Origin of the sequence: Pseudomonas sp. WS 5503, from assembly GCF_012985385.1 — a bacterium.
Lineage (GTDB): Bacteria > Pseudomonadota > Gammaproteobacteria > Pseudomonadales > Pseudomonadaceae > Aquipseudomonas > Aquipseudomonas paracarnis.
Genome location: NZ_JAAQWI010000005.1, coordinates 81,363 through 100,234, shown reverse-complemented (window position 1 = coordinate 100,234; position 18,872 = coordinate 81,363). Strand labels below are relative to the sequence as shown.

Annotated in this window: 20 protein-coding genes and 1 pseudogene; 11 read left to right on the top strand and 10 right to left on the bottom strand. The window is 61.3% G+C overall.

The features are described 5' to 3' along the window. Positions 1 to 309: 309 nt before the first annotated feature. On the top strand, positions 310 to 1,737 hold the full coding sequence (gene arcD, locus HBO10_RS14730; protein WP_034128548.1) for an arginine-ornithine antiporter: 1,428 nt from the start codon (positions 310 to 312) through the stop codon (positions 1,735 to 1,737). Continuing rightward, a complete protein-coding gene (locus HBO10_RS14725) occupies positions 1,734 to 2,585 on the top strand; it encodes a DNA-3-methyladenine glycosylase (RefSeq protein ID WP_034128547.1) in 852 nt (283 codons plus the stop codon). Before arcD ends, HBO10_RS14725 begins: the two co-directional genes overlap by 4 nt. Here the strand turns inward: HBO10_RS14725 and HBO10_RS31330 are convergent. From HBO10_RS31330 to HBO10_RS14695, 7 genes and pseudogenes are all read right to left on the bottom strand, one after another. Continuing rightward, a pseudogene (locus tag HBO10_RS31330) lies at positions 2,581 to 2,667 on the bottom strand (outer membrane lipoprotein carrier protein LolA); the annotation flags it as partial. The gene HBO10_RS14725 and the pseudogene HBO10_RS31330 sit on opposite strands and share 5 nt — an antisense overlap. A gap of 22 nt (positions 2,668 to 2,689) precedes the next feature. Next, positions 2,690 to 4,039 (bottom strand): CoA transferase, encoded by a 1,350-nt coding sequence (locus HBO10_RS14720; RefSeq protein WP_034128546.1) that lies wholly within the window; start codon positions 4,037 to 4,039, stop codon positions 2,690 to 2,692. Positions 4,040 to 4,076: 37 nt separating this feature from the next. Next, positions 4,077 to 5,423 (bottom strand): HAMP domain-containing sensor histidine kinase, encoded by a 1,347-nt coding sequence (locus tag HBO10_RS14715; RefSeq protein WP_034128545.1) that lies wholly within the window; start codon positions 5,421 to 5,423, stop codon positions 4,077 to 4,079. A 64-nt stretch (positions 5,424 to 5,487) separates the two neighbouring features. Beyond that, the gene (locus HBO10_RS14710) at positions 5,488 to 5,946 is read right to left on the bottom strand and encodes an LTXXQ domain protein (RefSeq protein WP_034128544.1); all 459 of its coding nucleotides are present in this window, start codon (positions 5,944 to 5,946) and stop codon (positions 5,488 to 5,490) included. Between the two features lie 250 nt (positions 5,947 to 6,196). Beyond that, positions 6,197 to 6,874 carry a response regulator transcription factor gene (locus tag HBO10_RS14705; RefSeq protein WP_003193803.1) on the bottom strand — a complete coding sequence of 226 codons (678 nt, stop codon included), beginning with the start codon at positions 6,872 to 6,874 and terminating at the stop codon, positions 6,197 to 6,199. Between the two features lie 100 nt (positions 6,875 to 6,974). Next, complete coding sequence (locus HBO10_RS14700) at positions 6,975 to 7,274, bottom strand: YciI family protein (RefSeq protein ID WP_034128543.1); 300 nt, start codon at positions 7,272 to 7,274, stop codon at positions 6,975 to 6,977. 1 nt (position 7,275) lies between these two features. Further along, positions 7,276 to 7,863, bottom strand: a complete 588-nt coding sequence (locus tag HBO10_RS14695) for a septation protein A (RefSeq protein ID WP_034128542.1) — start codon at positions 7,861 to 7,863, stop codon at positions 7,276 to 7,278. 87 nt (positions 7,864 to 7,950) lie between these two features. Between HBO10_RS14695 and HBO10_RS14690 the strand changes: the two genes are divergently transcribed. The 6 genes from HBO10_RS14690 to rluB all read left to right on the top strand — a co-directional run bounded on the left by HBO10_RS14690 (position 7,951) and on the right by rluB (position 12,879). Further along, complete coding sequence (locus HBO10_RS14690; RefSeq protein WP_003193798.1) at positions 7,951 to 8,814, top strand: PHP domain-containing protein; 864 nt, start codon at positions 7,951 to 7,953, stop codon at positions 8,812 to 8,814. A 13-nt stretch (positions 8,815 to 8,827) separates the two neighbouring features. Continuing rightward, positions 8,828 to 9,457, top strand: a complete 630-nt coding sequence (locus HBO10_RS14685; RefSeq protein ID WP_003193796.1) for an L-threonylcarbamoyladenylate synthase — start codon at positions 8,828 to 8,830, stop codon at positions 9,455 to 9,457. 120 nt (positions 9,458 to 9,577) lie between these two features. Further along, positions 9,578 to 10,276, top strand: coding sequence for a ScpA family protein (locus HBO10_RS14680; protein ID WP_164365898.1), 699 nt, complete (start codon positions 9,578 to 9,580; stop codon positions 10,274 to 10,276). 12 nt (positions 10,277 to 10,288) lie between these two features. Beyond that, complete coding sequence (gene scpB / locus HBO10_RS14675; protein ID WP_034128541.1) at positions 10,289 to 11,209, top strand: SMC-Scp complex subunit ScpB; 921 nt, start codon at positions 10,289 to 10,291, stop codon at positions 11,207 to 11,209. A 126-nt stretch (positions 11,210 to 11,335) separates the two neighbouring features. Next, positions 11,336 to 11,527, top strand: coding sequence for a DUF1289 domain-containing protein (locus tag HBO10_RS14670; protein WP_034128540.1), 192 nt, complete (start codon positions 11,336 to 11,338; stop codon positions 11,525 to 11,527). A 143-nt stretch (positions 11,528 to 11,670) separates the two neighbouring features. Next, positions 11,671 to 12,879, top strand: coding sequence for a 23S rRNA pseudouridine(2605) synthase RluB (rluB, locus tag HBO10_RS14665; protein ID WP_014719681.1), 1,209 nt, complete (start codon positions 11,671 to 11,673; stop codon positions 12,877 to 12,879). 329 nt (positions 12,880 to 13,208) lie between these two features. Here rluB and HBO10_RS14660 read toward each other — a convergent pair whose 3' ends face one another. Both HBO10_RS14660 and HBO10_RS14655 read right to left on the bottom strand, forming a co-directional pair. After that, positions 13,209 to 14,168, bottom strand: a complete 960-nt coding sequence (locus tag HBO10_RS14660) for a hypothetical protein (RefSeq protein WP_034128539.1) — start codon at positions 14,166 to 14,168, stop codon at positions 13,209 to 13,211. Positions 14,169 to 14,241: 73 nt separating this feature from the next. After that, positions 14,242 to 14,379, bottom strand: a complete 138-nt coding sequence (locus HBO10_RS14655; RefSeq protein WP_003175756.1) for a hypothetical protein — start codon at positions 14,377 to 14,379, stop codon at positions 14,242 to 14,244. Between the two features lie 647 nt (positions 14,380 to 15,026). On the opposite strand from HBO10_RS14655, the gene HBO10_RS14650 reads away from it, so the two are divergent. The 3 genes from HBO10_RS14650 to arfB all read left to right on the top strand — a co-directional run bounded on the left by HBO10_RS14650 (position 15,027) and on the right by arfB (position 17,657). After that, the gene (locus HBO10_RS14650) at positions 15,027 to 16,448 is read left to right on the top strand and encodes an amino acid permease (RefSeq protein WP_034128538.1); all 1,422 of its coding nucleotides are present in this window, start codon (positions 15,027 to 15,029) and stop codon (positions 16,446 to 16,448) included. 100 nt (positions 16,449 to 16,548) lie between these two features. Then, positions 16,549 to 17,232 (top strand): pentapeptide repeat-containing protein, encoded by a 684-nt coding sequence (locus tag HBO10_RS14645; RefSeq protein ID WP_034128537.1) that lies wholly within the window; start codon positions 16,549 to 16,551, stop codon positions 17,230 to 17,232. An 11-nt stretch (positions 17,233 to 17,243) separates the two neighbouring features. Further along, the gene (gene arfB / locus HBO10_RS14640) at positions 17,244 to 17,657 is read left to right on the top strand and encodes an alternative ribosome rescue aminoacyl-tRNA hydrolase ArfB (RefSeq protein ID WP_034128536.1); all 414 of its coding nucleotides are present in this window, start codon (positions 17,244 to 17,246) and stop codon (positions 17,655 to 17,657) included. Here arfB and HBO10_RS14635 read toward each other — a convergent pair. Next, positions 17,654 to 18,850: an MFS transporter gene (locus HBO10_RS14635; protein WP_034128535.1), complete on the bottom strand. Its 1,197-nt coding sequence runs from the start codon at positions 18,848 to 18,850 to the stop codon at positions 17,654 to 17,656. The two genes, arfB and HBO10_RS14635, sit on opposite strands and share 4 nt — an antisense overlap. Positions 18,851 to 18,872: the final 22 nt, after the last annotated feature.

The window sequence follows — 18,872 nt, the reverse complement described above, 5'->3', positions numbered from 1 at the left end:
TCCATTGTGAATTAACGACTTAGGGTGAGGTTTTTGCGGGCGAACAAGTCCCGCAAAGGCGCTTGATAGAGCGCTCTCTGCTTTGTGGTTAATCATTTGGTCGAGGACATGGGTGTTGACGCTAGTTCGTATTTGCGAATGTGCAAATTTTTTGTACGTTGTTTGACTATCGCTTCATAATTGACGTATTTAAATTCTAAATAAGCCTAAACTTCCTACCTTTACATATCCTTATGTTATGACAACGTCATTAATCTGAATTACTTATGTGCGCAGTTGTCGCCCAACCGTTTATTTCGAGGAAGCTGCATGACCCAACCCGCCCAGAAACTTCGGCTCAGTGCCCTGATCGCCCTGGTGGTGGGCTCGATGATTGGCGGCGGCATCTTTTCATTGCCGCAGAACATGGCTGCCCGTGCCGAAGTGGGGGCCATCTTGATCGGCTGGGCGATCACCGCCATCGGCATGCTGACCCTGGCCTTTGTGTTCCAGACGTTGGCGAACCGTAAGCCCGAACTGGACTCCGGGGTGTATGCCTACGCCAAGGCGGGTTTTGGCGATTACATGGGCTTTTCATCCGCCTGGGGTTACTGGATCAGTGCGTGGATGGGCAATGTCGGTTATTTCGTCTTGCTATTCAGCACCCTCGGCTACTTTTTTCCGGCGTTCGGCCAGGGCAATACGCCGCTTGCCATCGGCTGCGCGTCGCTGTTGCTGTGGGCCGTACATTTTCTGGTGATGCGCGGGATCAAAGAGGCAGCGTTCATCAATCAGGTGACGACGGTGGCGAAGATCGTGCCGCTGCTGATGTTTATCGTGATCGCCGCCGTTGCATTCAAGGCGGATATTTTCACCCGCGATATCTGGGGAATGGGTAACCCGCAGATGGGCAGCGTGGTCGAGCAGGTGCGCCACATGATGCTGGTCACGGTGTTTGTGTTTATCGGGATCGAAGGCGCCAGTGTGTATTCGGCGCGGGCGCAGAAACGCTCGGACGTGGGGCGCGCCACGGTGATTGGTTTCGTGGGCGTGCTGGCCTTGCTGGTGCTGGTGAATGTGTTGTCCCTGGGCATCATGAGCCAGCCGGAGCTGGCGCAATTGCAGAACCCGTCCCTGGCCGGTGTGTTGGAACATATCGTCGGGCCTTGGGGCGCGGTATTGATCAGTATCGGCCTGGCGGTTTCGCTGCTCGGCGCGTTGCTCTCTTGGGCGCTGCTGTGCGCGGAAATCCTCTATGCCACCGCCCAGGACAAGACCATGCCGGCGTTCCTGAAGAAGGAAAACGCCAATCAGGTGCCGGTCAATGCCTTATGGCTGACCAACGTGATGATCCAGGCATTCCTGGTGATCACGCTGTTTTCAGCCAGCACCTACACCACTCTGATCTACCTGGCGTCCTCGATGATCCTGGTGCCTTACTTGTGGTCGGCGGCCTATGCGGTGCTGTTGAGCGCGCGCGGCGAAACCTATGCAGGCTGGCAGCGTCGGCGCATGAAAGATCTGCTGGTGGGGCTGGTTGCCCTCGGTTATGCGATCTGGCTGCTGTATGCGGGGGGCTTGAAGTACTTGCTGCTGTCGGCGTTGCTGTACGCACCGGGTGTGATCCTGTTTGCCCTGGCCAAGCGCGAGCAGGGCCAACCCTTGTTTACCACCGTGGAAAAAGGCATTTTCAGCGGCGTGATCGCGGGCGCCGGGTTAGCCGCGTATGGGCTGTATAGCGGGGTATTGTCACTGTGAGATTGGCGTATCAACCGCCCTACGACTGGGCGGCGATGCTGGGGTTCCTATCGGCGCGGGCGATTACCGGGTTGGAAACCGTGGTCGCCGGCGTGTATCGGCGCAGTATCAGTGTGGCGGGGCGACATGGCTGGGTCAGCGTCGAACCGGGCGCGGGGGATTGGCTGGAGGTGACGGTCGACTTTCCCGAGCCCGCCGCGATGCCTGAGATCGAGCGGCGCTTGCGCAGGATGTTTGATCTGGACGCGGTGCCTGAGGTGATCAACGCGCAATTGTCGCAAGACCCCCTGATGGCGCAACTGGTTGCGGCCCGCCCTGGCCTGCGGTTGCCTGGCACCTGGGACGGATTGGAACTGGCGATGCGTGCAGTGCTGGGCCAGCAGATCACCGTGGTGGCGGCGATTCGCCTGGCGGGCAAGCTCGTGGCGCAGTATGGCCAGACCCTGCAAACCCCGCACGCCGGTATTACCCACCTGTTTCCGACACCTGAAGTGTTGGCTGCGGCGGACCTGGCGACCCTGGGCATGCCCAAGGCGCGGGGCCGTACGTTGTCTGGTGTGGCCCAGGCGCTGTTGGATGATCCACAGCTTTTCGAACCCAAGGCCAGCCTCCAGGACGGCGTTGCAAGGCTAGTGGCATTGCCGGGGATTGGAGAGTGGACCGCGCAGTACATCGCCATGCGCCAGTTGCGCGAGGCGGATGCGTTTGCGTCGGGGGATATCGGGCTGATCAATGCTTTGGCAGCCTTGGAAGGTGGACCGGTGTCGGCGCGGCAGTTATTGGCGCGGGCCGAGGCGTGGCGGCCGTTGAGGGCGTATGCGGCGCAGCATTTGTGGACAACCCTGTAGGAGCGAGCTTGCTCGCGAAAAACCTGAGAACGCCGCTGTGTATCAGGTTTCCCGCGTTATCGTTGGCGACCTTCGCGAGCAAGCTCGCTCCTACAGGGTATTAGTCACCACTGAGGCCGGTGCGAACCCAGTTCCACCGCCGGCAAATCCCACTGCAACGGCGTGCCACTGATGCTCAGCGGCGCCAGTAGCCGGTGGGCCTGGCCCCAGGCTGTCTGCTCCACCACCAGGCCTTGGTCATTGATATCTTCTTCGCGCAATGCCGCTTGCTGTGGCACTTGCCCGGCCTCCACCAGCAACTTCGCCGTACGCGCCAACGACAAGCGCGCCGAACCGCCGCGTCCGGAGTCCAGGCGCTCGGCCAACGCCCGGATCGCACTGGCGGCCATCAAATAGCCGGTGGCGTGATCCAGCGCCTGCACCGGCAGCGGCAGCGGTTTATCCGTCTGTTTCCAGGCCATGCCCGCCTCGGCAATCCCGCTGCTCATCTGCACCAGGCTGTCAAAGCCACGCCGATTACGCCATGGGCCGCTCCAGCCGTAGGCGTTGAGGCTGACGTCGATCAGTCCGGGGGCGATGTGCTGACGTTCGCCAAGGGTATAACCGAGTTGCTCCAGGGCATCGGCGCGGTAACCGTGGAACAGGATGTCGGCGTCCTTGAGCAACGCTTCGAACACTTGCCGGTCGTCGTGGCTCGTTAGATCCAGGCGGGCGCAGCGTTTACCCAGGGTCATTTCCGGGACGACGCCAGGTTCGTTCCAGGTGGGCGAGTCGATGCGCAGTACGCTGGCACCCAAGCCGGCGAGGAAACGACTGGCCACCGGGCCGGCCAGCACCCGGGTCAAATCCAGCACCTTGATGCCGGCCAGTGGGCGCGCTGCGGAACCGAGCCAGGGTTTGTCGGTGCCGGGTTCGAAGACCTGACGCTGGATCAACGCTTCGGCGTTTACCGCCAAGCCTTGGGGATGCTGCTGCCAGGCTTGCCAGCTACGCATCTGCGCCGCACAACCGCCCGCATCGACAACCGCCTGTTCCAGTTCGGCGGCTTTCCAGGTCGCGACTCTACTCGCCATGGCTGCGCGATCAGCGGCAGGCCCCAATACCCGCTCGGCCGCTGCGCGGTGATGGGGCGCGTTGGTGTGCAGACGGATCCAGCCATCCACGCTGGCGTAATCACCCGCTACCGGGTCCCACAAAGGCGGCACTTGCCACCCCACGGGACGAATCGACGAGGAGAACCACAACGAGGCCAGGCGCCGATCCACGCTGACGCTGGGCAGGCGCCCGGTTTGTTGCTCAATCAACTGGGCGACGGCCTGGCCCGCGGCGCCGATGCTGGCGGCCGCCAGGTCTGTCACGGCGAAGGTCGAGGGCAAGGCGCCGGCCTGGGTCTGGGGCAGTGGGGCGTGCGGTAAAGCGAGTGCGGCTTGGATGGGAGTCAGCAGGTCTGTCATCAAAGGCCCTCCGTAAGAGAAGGGCCACTATAGAAGATCATCCCACCGGTGTGGCAACCCCAGGGATCAAGGGCAGTTCGATGCTGGCGATAAAGCCGCCATCGGGATGGTTGGCCAGGATCAGGTTGCCGCCATGGCGCTCGGCGGCGCGACGGGCGATGGCCAGGCCCAGGCCATGGCCTTGGGCGGTCTGGCCTGGCGCCCGGTAGAACGGCTCGCCCAATTGGCTCAGGTGCTCGGCTTCAACGCCGGGGCCGTGGTCGCGTACGCTGATCAGAATGCGCCCGCCTTGATGCTGGGCCTGCAATTCAATCGGTTCGCCCATCGGGTTGAAGCGCTGGGCATTGCGCAGCAGGTTGTCCACGGCGCGTTCGATCATGGTCGGCCAGCCTTTAAGCTGCAAGTCATTGGCAGTCGTCAGTTGCACCACTTGCTCGGGGGCACTGAGTTGGGCGTCCTTTTGCAGCGTTTTAAGCAACGGGGTGAGGTCGATGTCTTCGGCGCTGGCGTTGTCGGCGTCGACCCGCGCCAATACCAGGATCTCGCTGATCAAGGCCTCCAGTCGATCGCATTCGCGGGTCAGGCGCGGCCAGAGTTTTTCCCGTTCTTCGGGGCTGGCGCGTTCGGCCAGGGCCAGGGCGATACGCAAGCGCGCCAACGGCGAGCGCAGTTCGTGGGACACGTCGCGCAGCAACTGGCGCTGGCTGCCGATCAGGCTTTGCAGGCGTGCGCCCATGCGGTTGAAGTCGTTGGCCAGCACGCCGAACTCGTCGCGCCGATTGGCCAGTTGCGCCAGGCTGTTCTGTTGATAAGTGGTTTGCCCCAGATCATGCACCGCGCCGCGCAAACGGCTGAGTGGGCGGGTGATGGACAAGGTCACCAGCAGGCTGAACAGGGTCAGCACCACCAGGGTAATCGCCAATGCACTGAGCGGCCACAGCAGGCTGCTGCGGTGCCAGGCGTCCAGCTCCGGGTGAGGAATACGGTAGATCAATAGGTAGGTGTCGCCGGTTTTGGCGCTGGTGTACTCGGCGGTCAGGCGGCGCCAGGGCAGGTGGCCGTCCTGGCTGTCGTTCTGGCGGGCTTCGAACGCGGCGGCGCGGCGCGGGAAGGTGCCGCGCACCACCGGGTCGCCGCTTTCGTTAAGCACTTGCACGTCGATGTGGTACTGGCGCTTGCGCTGCTGCAACAACTCCTGGGCGGCGTCTTCGCCCTGGGTTTCGTAGAGCTGCGTCCACTCTTGGGCCAGGTTGTTGAGGCCAGGGTGGCGGCTGAGAATCCAGGCGTCCTGGTTGAGCATGTGCCCAAGCAGGATCGACAAACCGGCAACCAGGGCGATGGCCAGCCAGAAACTCGCCAGGATACGCCAGAACAATGAACGCACAGGAAACCCTCAAACAGGAAAAGCCCAGCGGCGCGAACCACTGGGCTGGGGTGAAGCTAGGCCATTATTGCGCTTTTTGCGCTTGCTGGGCTTTCCAGGCCTGGAACTCTTTCCATTCGGCGCGGCGTTCGGCTTGTTTCTTGACGATTTCGTCGTACTTCTTCTGCTGGTCGGGCTTGAGCACGGCACGGATATCGGTCTGGGTTTTCTGCTTGCCTGCGGCGATTTCGTCCTGCATCGCCTTCTGGTCAGCGGCTGGCAGTTTGTCCAGGTACTTTTTGACCAGGTCTTTGCGGGCGTGCCATTGGTCACCCATCAGCTTGCGGATCTGCTCGCGCTGTTCCTTGCTCAAGTCCAGCTGGCTGAACGGGCCGCCTTTGCCACGCGGACCGTGTTCACCGTGGCCTGGGCCGCCCATCATGTGGCTTTCAGGACCACCCATCGGGCCTGGGCCTTCCGGCATTGCCATGGCAACGGTGGGCAGGGCAGTGGCGAACATCAAAGCGATAAGGGTCTTACGCATGGTGATTCTCCTGTCTCTATTCCGGTGAGTCCGGATGTGAGTAGGTTACGCAGCGCAAGGTCAGCGGCGGTCAGGGGAGGGTAAAGCTTCGGTAAAGACGGGTTTGATAGGAACTGACAAAACCCTCGAGGCTGATGAGAACGCGGGTGGGAGCTGGCTTGCCTGCGATAGCGGTGTGTCAGTCACCCTCATGCTAACTGGCCCACCACTATCGCAGGCAAGCCAGCTCCCCCAGGGTTGAGCGTGATGTTTAGAGGCTGTAGTAGTAACCACGACTACGCAGCGCCACGATCCGTGGCCGGCCATCGGGGTGTGGGCCGATCTTTTTACGCAGGTTGCTGACGTGCATATCCAGGCTGCGGTCATACAGGGTCAGCTTGCGGCCCAGGGCGATCTGCGCCAGTTCCTGTTTATCCAGGGGCTCGCCGGGCTGACGCAGCAATGCTTCGAGCAGGCGGCTTTCGGAGACGGTGAGGGCGAACTCCTGTTCATCGATGCTGACCACGCCGCGCACCGGGCTGAAGCACAGGTCGCCCAGTTCCAGCTGGGTCGATACCGCGGCCGGGTGGCTACGGCGTAACACGGCGCGCAGGCGCGCCGTCAGCTCGCGTGGGTCGCAAGGCTTGGCCAGGTAGTCGTCGGCGCCCAGTTCCAGGCCGAGGATGCGGTCCAGGGGTTCGCCCCGGGCCGAGAGCATCAGCACCGGCAGCTCCGGGTGGTCGTTGCGCAATTGCTTGAGCAGCTCCAGGCCGCTGCCGTCGGGCAGCATAACATCCAGTACGACGGCCGCCGGCGCACTGTCGGCCAGGGCTTTTCGGGCACTCAAGCCGTCATGGCAGGCGCGTACCTGGAAACCTTCCTGGCTCAACCAACTGGTCAGCAGCTCACAGAGCTCCTGGTCATCATCTATCAGTAACAGCTCGCTCATGACTCACTCAATTTAGCCATTGTCGGCGGCGAAGGCCCCACCGGTGATGCCTCGAGCCATTAGGAGTGCGCCGAAACGATTAGGTTCGACGCAGCCAGGCTCAAGGCAAGACTTGCTTGAACGGCTTGACCACTACATCGGCGTAGACGCCTGCTGCGACATAAGGGTCAGCCTTGGCCCAGGCCTGGGCGTCGGCCAGGGAGGCGAACTCCGCCACGATCAGGCTTCCGCTGAAACCCGCGTCGCCCGGGTCATTGCTGTCGACGGCCGGGTGCGGGCCGGCCAGTACCATGCGGCCTTCGGCTTGCAGTTGTTTGAGGCGCTCGACGTGGGCCGGGCGTACGCTCAGGCGTTTTTCCAGGGAGTTGGCAACGTCGGTGGCAATGATGGCGTAGAGCATGTCAGTCCTCGGTTTTCGGTGTGGTGTCATGCAGGTGGCGTGACAGGTAGATGCCCTGGCCGATCAAAAACAATACGGTCATGCCCAGGCTGCCAAACACTTTGAAGTCGACCCAGTAGTCCTGGAAGGTGAAGGCCACAAACAGGTTGGCGGCACCGCAGAACAGGAAGAACACGATCCAGGCCACGTTCAGGCGCACCCACACCGGCTCCGGCAAGGTCAGCGCATGGCCCATGATCCGCTTGATCAGCAGGCGGTCACCGATGAAGTGGCTGCCGATAAACACCAGGGCGAACAGCCAGTTCACCACAGGGGCTTTCCATTTAAGGAAGGTTTCGCTGTGGAAGGCCAGGGTCAGGCCACCGAACACCAGGCAGGCGACGAGGGTGAGCCATTGGCTTTTTTCCAGCTTGCGCTGCGAGATGAAGATGGCGCCGTACACTACGATAGAGCTGATGATCAGTACGGCAGTGGCACTGTAGATGCCCCCGAACGACAGCTCGTGGCCGGCGATTTCGATGACCCTGGGGTCGAGTTTGGTAACGATGAAAAACAGCAACAGCGGGATGAAGTCGATGAATTGTTTCACAGTAAGAGCCAGAAGCTGGATGTGGCGGCATAATAACAAACATCCTTGGTTGCGATAGCGCCAGCTGACTTGAGGTTACACACCCCCGTGAATGTTGATTTGCACTGCCACAGCACGGCCTCCGACGGCGCCCTGGCGCCCGCGGTACTGGTTGCGCGTGCGTTTGAAAAAGGCGTGCGAGTTTTGGCATTGACCGACCATGACACCCTTGAAGGCCTCGACGAAGCCCGCCAGGCCGCGCACTCCCTGGGTATGCAGTTGGTCAACGGCGTGGAATTGTCCTGCACCTGGGGCGGCGCCACCATCCACGTGCTGGGCTACGGTTTTGATCAAAAGGCCCCGCCCTTGGTGGCGGCGATTGCCCAATTGCACGATGGCCGCTGGCTGCGGTCCGAAGAAATAAGCCGCAAGCTCAGCCTTAAAGGCATGCCAGGTGCCCTCGACGGTGCCCGTGCTATCCAGCAGGAATTGGGCGACAGCGGCAACGCACCGGCCCGTCCGCACTTTGCCGACTGGATGGTGCGTGAAGGCTATGTGAAGGATCGCGCCGAGGCCTTTCGCAAATGGCTGGGCGCCGGCAAGTTGGGCGATGTGAAGCTGCACTGGCCAACCCTGGAAGACACCGTCCAGACCCTGCGGGCCTCCGGGGCCTGGGTGAGCCTGGCGCATCCCTGGCATTACGATTTCACCCGCAGCAAGCGCCGCAAGCTGATCAGCGACTATATTGGTGCGGGTGGCCACGCCATCGAAGTGGTCAACGGGCATCAACCGGCGGAACAGGTCGGCAGCCTGGCGATTCTCGCCCGCGAATTTGGTCTGCTGGTCAGTGCCGGCAGTGATTTTCATGGCCCAGGCGGCTGGTCCGAGATTGGCGAATATCGCCAGGTCCCGGAAGATCTGCCGCTGTTGTGGGGGCGATTCAAGCATGACCCCATTATTGCCACCGTCTGAACAGGTAGAGCACGTGAGCCAATTCTTCCAGATTCATCCGGAAAACCCTCAGGCGCGCCTGATCAAGCAGGCCGTAGAGATCATCCGTGCCGGCGGCGTGGTGATCTACCCGACGGATTCGTCCTACGCCATTGGCTGCCAGATCGGCGACAAGGGCGCGGTGGAGCGAGTAAGACGCCTGCGCCAGCTGGACGACAAGCACAACTTTGCGCTGATCTGCAGCGACTTGTCCCAGCTCGGGCTGTTCGCCAAGGTCGACACCGGCACCTTCCGCCTGCTCAAGGCCCACACGCCGGGGCCCTACACCTTCATCCTCAACGCCACCCGCGAAGTGCCGCGCCTGTTGCTGCACCCGAAGAAGCGCACCATTGGCCTGCGCGTGCCGGAACACCCGATTGCCCTGGCGCTGCTGGCCGAATTGGGCGAACCGCTGATGAGCGTGTCGTTGATCCTGCCCGGCGAAACCGAGCCGTTGTACGACCCTTACGAAATGCGCCGTTTGCTGGAAAAGCACGTCGACCTGATCATCGACGGCGGCTACGGTGGCAACAAGGCCTCCACGGTGATCAACCTGGCCGATGGCGAGCCAGAAGTGGTGCGTGTGGGTTGTGGCGATCCGGCTCCGTTCATGGTCGAGGCCTGAATGTCAGCCGTGGAAGCCGCTGATCCCCAGGCTGGCGCCCAGCAGGAACTGCCGTTTGCCATGGTGTATGGCCAGGCGGTCATGGAAATGCCCCTGGACCTGTACATCCCGCCGGACGCCCTGGAGGTGTTCCTTGAAGCCTTCGAAGGCCCGCTGGACTTGCTGCTGTACCTGATCCGCAAGCAGAACATCAACATCCTTGACATTCCGGTGGCAGAAATTACCCGCCAATACATGGGCTATGTCGAGCTGATGCAGTCGGTGCGCCTGGAACTGGCCGCCGAGTACCTGGTGATGGCGGCCATGCTCGCCGAGATCAAGTCGCGCATGCTGTTGCCGCGCTCGGAGACGGTGGAAGCCGAAGAGGATGACCCGCGCGCCGAGCTGATCCGCCGCCTGCAGGAGTACGAACGCTTCAAGGCCGCCGCCGAAGGCATCGACGGCCTGAGCCGTGTGGGCCGTGATGTGGTGGTGCCCAAGCTCGACGCTCCCGAGGCGCGCGCGCGCAAGTTGCTGCCGGACGTGAGTCTGGAAGAATTGCTGATGTCCATGGCCGAAGTACTGCGCCGCGGCGATATGTTCGAGAGCCACCAGGTCAGCCGTGAAGCGCTGTCCACCCGCGAGCGCATGAGCGATGTGCTGGAACGTCTCAAGGGCGGTGGGTTTGTGCCCTTTGTCGAGTTGTTTACTGCCGAAGAGGGCCGACTGGGCGTGGTGGTGACCTTTATGGCGATCCTTGAGCTGGTGAAGGAGTCCTTGGTCGAGCTGGTGCAGAATGAGCCTTTTGCGGCTATCCACGTGCGGGCGCGAGCCGAATAACGAGCTGAATCGATGAATCTGACTGAACCCCGCGAACTGGCCCCTTTGCTGGAGGCCTTTCTCCTGGCCTCGGGTAAACCGCAATCTCTGGAGCGCCTGTTCGAACTCTTTGAAGAGGCCGAACGCCCGGAGCCGCCGGTCTTCAAGAAGGCCTTGGAGATCCTGCGCAAATCCTGCGAGGGCCGTGCCTTTGAACTGCGTGAAGTGGCGTCGGGTTACCGCCTGCAGATCCGTGAGAAGTTTTCACCGTGGGTCGGGCGTTTGTGGGAAGAACGCCCGCAGCGCTACTCCCGGGCGATGCTGGAGACCATGGCGCTGATCGCCTATCGCCAGCCCATCACCCGGGGCGAGATCGAAGATGTGCGTGGTGTGGCGGTCAACAGCCATATCGTCAAGACCCTGCTGGAACGTGAGTGGATCCGCATTGTTGGCTACCGCGATGTGCCGGGCAAACCGGCCATGTTCGCCACCACCAAGGTGTTTCTCGATCACTTCAACCTGAAAAACCTCGACGACCTGCCACCCCTGGCCGAGCTGCGCGAAATGGAGGCCGAGCCGGTGCTCGACTTCGACGACGCGCCGGTGCCGCAAAGCCTGCAGGAACTGGCCGACGCCAGCGCCGAGCCGGAGGAGCCCAAGGACGAAACCAGTTTCCATACGTTGTTGCTGGAGCTGGACGACATGGAGCAGGGGATCAAGACCGACTTCGACGATTTGCTGCGTGATGGTGCGGCGGAGCCAGAAACCGAGGTGAACGTTGAATCCGAGCCTGAGGTCGAAGCCGAAGACGATGTGCTTGGCGTGGCCCAAGCCCGGGAAAAGCTCCTGGCCGCCGTCGCCGCCCTCGAACAGCCGCCCCTGAGTGACGAAGAAGACGAAGCCCGGGCGCTGGCCGAAGCCATCGAAAACGAACGCCGACAGCTCGAAGACTGACCGGCTCTGACTTTCACTGCGCAACCCATGTGGGAGCTGGCTTGCCTGCGATGCAGGCGCCTCGGTCTCTCAGATGCAAGGAGGTGATGCCATCGCAGGCAAGCCAGCTCCCACAGAGGATCGACCATGAGTGCCATGAAAGACCCGTGCATCAGCATCTGCAAATTCAACGATGACATCTGCGTCGGCTGTGGCCGCAGCAAGCGTGAAATCCGTGCCTGGAAGAAACTCGATAAAGCCGATAAGCGCACGGTGCTGGCCGAAGCCGAGCTGCGATTGCTGGCCCTGGGGGCCACCGGTCGGCGGAAAAGCAAATGAACTGGGCGTTATCGACTAGTCTGTGATGCGCAACACGCGCCATGCGCGTATGATTCGCGACCCCTTGCCGAGCTATTTGGCCAAGGCCCCGCTTTCAATACCCTCAGGCCACGCCTGAATCGACCCACCGGGAGGTGCTTACGATGAATGACCAAGACCAGAAAGACCAGGAAATCGGCCCAGCAGGCGAAAAGCTGCAAAAAGTGCTGGCGCGTATCGGTGTGGGCTCGCGCCGCGACGTCGAAGCCTGGATCACCCAGAAGCGCATCAAGGTCAACGGCGTCGAGGCAACCCTCGGCCAGCGCGTCGACCTGCACGATGCAATCACCATTGATGGCAAGGTCATCAAGCGTGAAGAGGCCGCCGAATCGGTGCGCCGCGTGATCATGTACAACAAGCCCGACGGCGAGATCTGCACCCGTGACGACCCGGAAGGCCGTCCGACCGTGTTCGACAAGATGCCCAAGCCTAAAGAGGGCCGCTGGATCAACATCGGTCGCCTGGACATCAACACCACCGGCTTGCTGATGTTCACCACTGACGGTGAGTTGGCCAACCGCCTGATGCACCCGTCCTACGAGATGGACCGTGAATACGCCGTGCGTGTACGTGGTGAAGTCGATGACGAGATGATCGAACGCCTCAAGGCGGGCGTGGTGCTCGAAGACGGCCCGGCCAAGTTCACCGACATCAAGCAGGCGCCGGGTGGCGAAGGTTTCAACCACTGGTACCACTGCGTGGTGATGGAAGGCCGTAACCGTGAAGTGCGTCGCCTGTGGGAGTCCCAGGGCCTGGTGGTCAGCCGCCTCAAGCGCGTGCGTTTTGGTCCGGTGTTCCTGAACTCCGACCTGCCGATGGGCCGCTGGCGCGAAATGAGCCAGTACGAAGTCGATATCCTCAGCGCCGAAGTGGGCCTGACGCCGGTTGCCATGCCGCAGATGAACGCCAAGAGCAAAGACAAGCTTGAGCGTATGCAGCGCAAATCGTCGCGCCCAGTGCCACGTACCGAACGTGTTGCCCGCACCCTGCGCCCTGCGCTGGATGCACCGGCCACCGGCGGTCGTATCTCGCGTCAGCCGCACATTGAAGGTGAACGCCGCCCCACCACGCCATCGCGTCAGGAAGGCGAGCGTGCGCCACGTACGCCGCGTCCTGCTCCGGCGGGTGGTCGCAGCAACCGTGGTGAAGCGGATCGCCCGGCCGACAACGCCAGCACCAAGCGTCCAGCTAAGCCAGCAGCGAACAAGCGCCCTGGCCCGAAACTGGTCGCGGACGAGCCTTCGGGCAAGCGCCGTGGCGCCCCGGCCGGTTCCGGCCAGCGTCCTGGTTTTGGCCGCAAGAAGCCGCAGTGATGCGCTAAGCGCTGCACGAAAACGCCAACCCTAGGGTTGGCGTTTTTTTTGCGATCTACATTCGAAATGCAATCAACTGTGGCAGCTGGCTTGCCTGTGATAGCGGTGGGCAAGCCCTAATGCCAGTCAGTTAAGACAGAATCGGCAACTGTGGCGAGGGAGCTTGCTCCCGCTGGGGCGCGAAGCGGCCCCAAAAATGGGACTGCTACGCAGTCCAGCGGGAGCAAGCTCCCTCGCCACAAGTCACTGGTTGTCTGCTCTAGCTCTTAACTGACTGGCATTAGGGCAAGCCCGGCTCCCACAGGGATCTCTACACGTCTGACGGTCTTTTAAAAGGCAAAGGCGCCATCAAACACCGGCTTGTCATCCAGCGCCAATACCCCACTGGCAAAGATCAGGTCCAGGTGATGACTGCCTTTCTGCCCGCCACCCAAGCCCAGGTGCAGCCCGCAGTGACGCTCTTCAAACCCGGCATTGCGCGCATACAGGTCCTTGACCCCTTCATTGGTGCCAATCCCCAACTCCTCCACGCGACGGTTGGACGGGTTGGCATTCAGGTACTTGTTGAAGTCATCTGCCAGCCCCGGCACTTCGCTGGCCACGCTGCAAACGGTGGAGTTCTCGATCCATAACTCCAGCGGCGATTGCAGCACGCCGTATTTGCGTGCAAAGGGGATGGTACTGAGGAAGGTGCCGACAAACCGCACCTGGCCGTTGATGGCTTCGCTGTGGGTGGCGATTTCGCCGGGCGCCAGGTCGTGGTTGCCGACGCCGTTGATATTGGTCCACTTCTTGATGCTGCTCATCGGCGCTTCCAGGCGCGAACCGTGTTTGTCGGTAAAACTCAGCACGTTGGCCTGGGCCATGCGCCGGATCAGTGTGGCGTTGAGGTCGGCGATGCGTTGGGGCTCGACGCTGAAGGTGTCGTAAAAATAGTCGCCGTAATCCTTGAACAGCAGGGATTTCTTCCAGTGCTCGGCCATCACGCCTTGCAGGGCGCGGACAAAGTCAGGGCCTTCGGCGCGTGGGTTGGGCAGCGTGGAGGAATCGTAGAGAAACAGGTACAGATCACAGGTTTGAATGGCCTTTGCCAGGGTGTCGCTGGGCGCCAGGTCCAGGCGTTGCAGTTGGAAGTTGAAGCGGGCGGCGCTGCCGTGGGTGATCGCCTGGGCGATGGCGTCATAGCGCTCGGTATGGCCCAGCAACACGGTGGGGCGGTTCAGGCCGTTGAGGGCCGGGTGGTGAGCAAGGTAGTAGAGAAAGTGTTCGACGGCGCGGGCCTTGTCCATGACGGGTGTCCTTCGGTGCCTTGGGTAAGGGGGCAGGCGCCGTGCACAGCGCCTGCCGGATGCCTGCCGGTTATTAGAAAGGCCACATCGCGGTGCCAAAAGGCACAACGGCATCGGCTTGCATCATTTCAACGGCGGCCTCATGGGTCGGCGCTTCAAACCAATCGTCGAGTTGCAGTTCGGTTTCCAGGTCGTTTTCCAGTGCTTGCATGGTGTATCTCCTAGAGGACGTTGATTGAGAACGGCTCACCCACGGGCTTCGCGGGCAAGTGGAAAGAACCTAGAAGAGAGTGTTTCGAAATGCAAAAAATTTATTGACACGGTTTCATTTGGATTTTTTCTTCTGTTTTTTGGCGGATTTTTTTATTCAGGCAAAACAGTAAATTGGCTGAAGCGATTCTTCAGACGTGGCCTTCCGACAGAATTCCGTTGAGGGCTGCCAAAGTCTGGCTGTAACGCAGGATTTCCGTGGTGTAACGATAGATTTACGTAACTGCCCTACCGTTGTTGGGGGGCGCGCCGATGTAAGCATTAGCTGACAGAATTGCCTGTGCACTTTCCCGGTGCGTGCCGAAGCTGTCGAGCGGTGTACAATGCGCCGCGTTTTACTGTGACCCCCCTTGCGTACCCACGCAAAAGGCCAAGACCTCAGGGTTTGATCCCCCTGATCACTCCGCCTGGCCACGAGCCGGACGGGTTCGATTTCGTCACAGATAAAAACAAACAGGTGACGCATGACCGTTAGAAAGACGCTGTACTCCTGGTGCCTGCGCTGGGGTTTGAGCGGCGCTGCTTGAGTCGGTAATTCAAGGCAGCAACCTGCATTCAACTCTTCAAACCTTGCGTGAGACCCTTTTCATGAGTGGACCCCATTCCTCTTCAGGCGAGCTGAAACGCGGCCTGAAAAATCGGCATATCCAGTTGATCGCCCTCGGTGGCGCCATCGGCACCGGCCTGTTCCTGGGCTCGGCCGGGGTGCTCAAATCCGCCGGCCCGTCGATGATCCTGGGCTATGCCATCTGCGGCTTTATCGCCTTCATGATCATGCGCCAGCTTGGCGAAATGATTGTCGAGGAGCCCGTCGCCGGCTCCTTCAGCCATTTTGCCCACAAGTACTGGGGCGGTTTCGCCGGTTTTCTGTCGGGCTGGAACTGCTGGATTCTGTACATTCTGGTGGGTATGTCGGAGCTGACGGCCGTCGGCAAGTACGTGCATTACTGGTGGCCGGAGATTCCGACCTGGGTCTCTGCGGCGGCCTTCTTCGTGCTGATCAACGTGATCAACCTGGCCAACGTCAAAGTCTTCGGTGAAGCCGAGTTCTGGTTCGCCATCATCAAGGTGGTGGCGATCGTCGGCATGATTGCCCTGGGCAGCTACCTGCTGGTCAGCGGCAGCGGCGGCCCGCAAGCCTCGGTCAGCAACCTGTGGGAGCATGGTGGTTTCTTCCCCCATGGCGTCGGCGGCTTGGTGATGGCCATGGCGATCATCATGTTCTCCTTCGGCGGCCTGGAAATGCTCGGCTTTACTGCTGCCGAAGCCGACCAGCCACGTACCGTGATCCCCAAGGCGATCAATCAGGTGATCTACCGCATCCTGATTTTCTACATCGGTGCCCTGGTAGTACTGCTGTCGCTCACACCGTGGGACAGCCTGCTGGCGACCCTCAACGCCTCCGGCGATGCCTACAGCGGTAGCCCGTTCGTGCAGGTGTTCTCGATGCTGGGCAGTAACACCGCCGCGCATATCCTCAACTTCGTGGTGCTGACCGCTGCGCTGTCGGTGTACAACAGCGGTACCTACTGCAACAGCCGCATGCTCTTGGGCATGGCCGAGCAGGGCGACGCGCCCAGGGCCCTGGCGAAGATCGACAAGCGCGGCGTGCCGGTGCGTTCGATCCTGGCCTCGGCGGCGATCACCCTGGTGGCGGTGCTGATGAACTACCTGATGCCCCATGACGCGCTGGAACTGCTGATGTCGCTGGTGGTGGCCACGTTGGTGATCAACTGGGCGATGATCAGTTTCTCCCACGTCAAGTTCCGCCAGCACATGAACCGCACCGGCCAGGTGCCGCTGTTCAAGGCGTTGTGGTATCCGTATGGAAACTACATCTGCCTGGCGTTCGTGGTGTTTATCCTGGTGATCATGCTGATGATGCCGGGGATTCAGGTGTCGGTATATGCGATCCCGGTGTGGGTAGCGTTCATGGCAGTGTGTTACTGGATCAAGAACAAGCGCACGGCGCGGCCGGCTATTGGCGCAACGGGTCCGGTTCTGGAGTAGGACTTTTCCCCTTGCAGAAAACCCGGCGCCCTGCCGGGTTTTTTGTGGGTATGGCAGGTTAGAATCGCCCCCTCTTTTTTCCGCATGCTCGGAGGCCCCGATGCAATACACCGACGTCGCCGATAGCGCCTTGCAGCGCGATGAGCTGGAAGACTTGATAGACCGGCACAGCGGCCCTTTGCGCTTGATCGGAGTAGATTTAAGTGGCGTCGACCTGTCGCGCATGGCATTGGACAACTGGGTGTTCGAGCGCTGCACCCTGGTCCAGACCTCGTTTCTCGGTTCTCGACTGGAAGGGATTCAGTGGAAAAACTGCCGAGCCGGCCTCGCCATTTTCGAAGCGGCCAACCTGCTCGAGGCGCAATTCCACAGTTGCGATCTGAACAACACTCGTTGGCAGCGCAGCAAACTGTCCCAGGCGACTTTTACCCAGTGCAAGCTGACGGGCGCCAATTTCACCCATTGCGCGTCACTGGGGCTGAGCTTCAGCGAAACCCTGCTCAACAGTGCCTTTTTATCCGGGTTGTCGTTTGCTCGAAGTGTGCTCAAGAATCTGGATTTTTCCGACAGCGACTTGTCGGATACGGACTTTCGCAAGGCTGAACTGGTCGACTGCAGCCTCGCACATGCCCGCATCAACGGCGCTAATTTTGCGGGTGCCGACTTGCGCGGTGCAGATTTGAGCGGTTTTCGCCTCAATGATGCCAAACTGTTCAAAGGCGCCGTGATTTCCAAAGCCCAGGCGTCGATATTGTTGTCCGAGTTGGGCTTGTCCGTTGCCTAAGGTTTTGATTGATGCTGGAAATTTCCAACAATGTGCACCTGCCCGACGCCGAGATCGAGCTGACCGCCATTCGTGCCCAGGGTGCCGGTGGGCAGAACGTCAATAAGGTGTCGAGTGCGGTGCACCTGCGGTTTGATATTCCGGCCTCGTCGTTGCCGGAGTTTTACAAGGAGCGCCTGCTGGCGCTGCGTGACAGCCGGATCACCAGCGAAGGCGTGCTGGTGCTCAAGGCCCAGCAATATCGCACCCAGGAGCAGAACCGCGCCGATGCGCTGGAGCGCCTGGTGGAGTTGATCCAGAGCGCCACCAAGGTCGAGAAAAAGCGCCGTCCGACCAAGCCCACCCTGGGTTCGAAGAAACGCCGCCTTGAGTCCAAGACCAAGCGCGGCAGCATCAAGGCCGGGCGCGGCAAGGTCGACTTCTAGGCGTCGCGTGTTTCGCGGGCCTTGGGCGCCTGGCGGTACAGGTAGAAGCTCAGCAGCAAACCGGCGAAAGCTGCGAGGGCGGCGAACAGGAATATCGAGGCAAAGCCAAAACCTGCCGCCACGGCGCCCGCCAGCGGCCCGGTGATGCCCAGGGACAAGTCGATAAACAGCGAATAGGCGCCCACCGCCGAACCTCGGCTGGAGGCCGGCACCAGGTTGACCGCCTCAACCCCCAGCGCCGGGAACACCAGGGAAAAGCCGAAACCGCTCAACGCCGCACCCGCCAACGCCAGTTGGGCATCCGGCGCCAGCCACAGCAACAGCAGGCCCAGCACTTCCACTGACAGGCAGGCGATTGCGACGCGAAAACCGCCAATGCGGTTGATCAAATTGCCAAACAGCAAGCGTGCGCCGATAAAACTGGCACCGAACAGGCTCAAGGCCCACACCGCGTTATCCCAGTGCTGGGTGCTGTAATACAACGTGATAAAGGTGGCGATGGTGCCAAAGCCGATGGAGCCCAGCGCCAGCGCGCAACCATGGGGCAGCACGCGGCCCAGCACGTTCATGAACGGCAAACGGATGCCGGGCACAATCGGCGCCGCTTGTTTTTTCCAGGCCAACAGCACACCCAGCACGGCCAACAGAATGATGCTGACGCCCATGCTCCACAGCCCAAAATGGCTGACCAGCAGCACCCCCAGCGGCGCACCGACCGCCAGCGCGCCGTAGCTGGCGATGCCGTTCCAGGAAATAACCTTGGCCGTGTTCGCCGCGCCGACACGGCCAATGCCCCAGCCAATCGCGCCCGAACCCACCAGGCTTTCAGCGCTGCCCAGCACCAGCCGCCCGACCAGCAGGCAGCCGAGGCTCATAGCCGGCAGGCTGGAAAACCACGCCGCAAACAACATGAACACGCCACTCAAACCGCAGCCCACCAAGCCGAGCAGCACGGCGCGCTTGCTGCCCAGATTGTCGATGATCTTACCGGCATAGGGGCGGCTCAGCAGGGTTGCCAGGTATTGCACGCTGATCACCAGCCCGGCGATGACGGCGCCATAGCCCAGCTGGCTATGGACATAGCCCGGTAATACGGCCAGGGGGATGCCGATATTCAAATAGCCGATGAAGGTAAACAGCACGATGGAAACAACTTGCAGCGTGACCGCCATGGGGCGCTGGGTATCTGGCATGGGAGGGATCCACTGTCGCAGC

Excerpts from the sequence above, each read along its gene's own strand:
- arcD (WP_034128548.1), top strand. The coding sequence starts at position 310 with ATGACCCAACCCGCCCAGAAACTTCGGCTCAGTGCCCTGATCGCCCTG.
- HBO10_RS14720 (WP_034128546.1), bottom strand. The coding sequence starts at position 4,039 with ATGACAGACCTGCTGACTCCCATCCAAGCCGCACTCGCTTTACCGCAC.
- HBO10_RS14710 (WP_034128544.1), bottom strand. The coding sequence starts at position 5,946 with ATGCGTAAGACCCTTATCGCTTTGATGTTCGCCACTGCCCTGCCCACC.
- HBO10_RS14705 (WP_003193803.1), bottom strand. The coding sequence starts at position 6,874 with ATGAGCGAGCTGTTACTGATAGATGATGACCAGGAGCTCTGTGAGCTG.
- HBO10_RS14700 (WP_034128543.1), bottom strand. The coding sequence starts at position 7,274 with ATGCTCTACGCCATCATTGCCACCGACGTTGCCAACTCCCTGGAAAAA.
- scpB (WP_034128541.1), top strand. The coding sequence starts at position 10,289 with ATGAATCTGACTGAACCCCGCGAACTGGCCCCTTTGCTGGAGGCCTTT.
- HBO10_RS14670 (WP_034128540.1), top strand. The coding sequence starts at position 11,336 with ATGAGTGCCATGAAAGACCCGTGCATCAGCATCTGCAAATTCAACGAT.
- rluB (WP_014719681.1), top strand. The coding sequence starts at position 11,671 with ATGAATGACCAAGACCAGAAAGACCAGGAAATCGGCCCAGCAGGCGAA.
- HBO10_RS14660 (WP_034128539.1), bottom strand. The coding sequence starts at position 14,168 with ATGGACAAGGCCCGCGCCGTCGAACACTTTCTCTACTACCTTGCTCAC.
- HBO10_RS14655 (WP_003175756.1), bottom strand. The coding sequence starts at position 14,379 with ATGCAAGCACTGGAAAACGACCTGGAAACCGAACTGCAACTCGACGAT.
- HBO10_RS14650 (WP_034128538.1), top strand. The coding sequence starts at position 15,027 with ATGAGTGGACCCCATTCCTCTTCAGGCGAGCTGAAACGCGGCCTGAAA.
- HBO10_RS14645 (WP_034128537.1), top strand. The coding sequence starts at position 16,549 with ATGCAATACACCGACGTCGCCGATAGCGCCTTGCAGCGCGATGAGCTG.
- arfB (WP_034128536.1), top strand. The coding sequence starts at position 17,244 with ATGCTGGAAATTTCCAACAATGTGCACCTGCCCGACGCCGAGATCGAG.
- HBO10_RS14635 (WP_034128535.1), bottom strand. The coding sequence starts at position 18,850 with ATGCCAGATACCCAGCGCCCCATGGCGGTCACGCTGCAAGTTGTTTCC.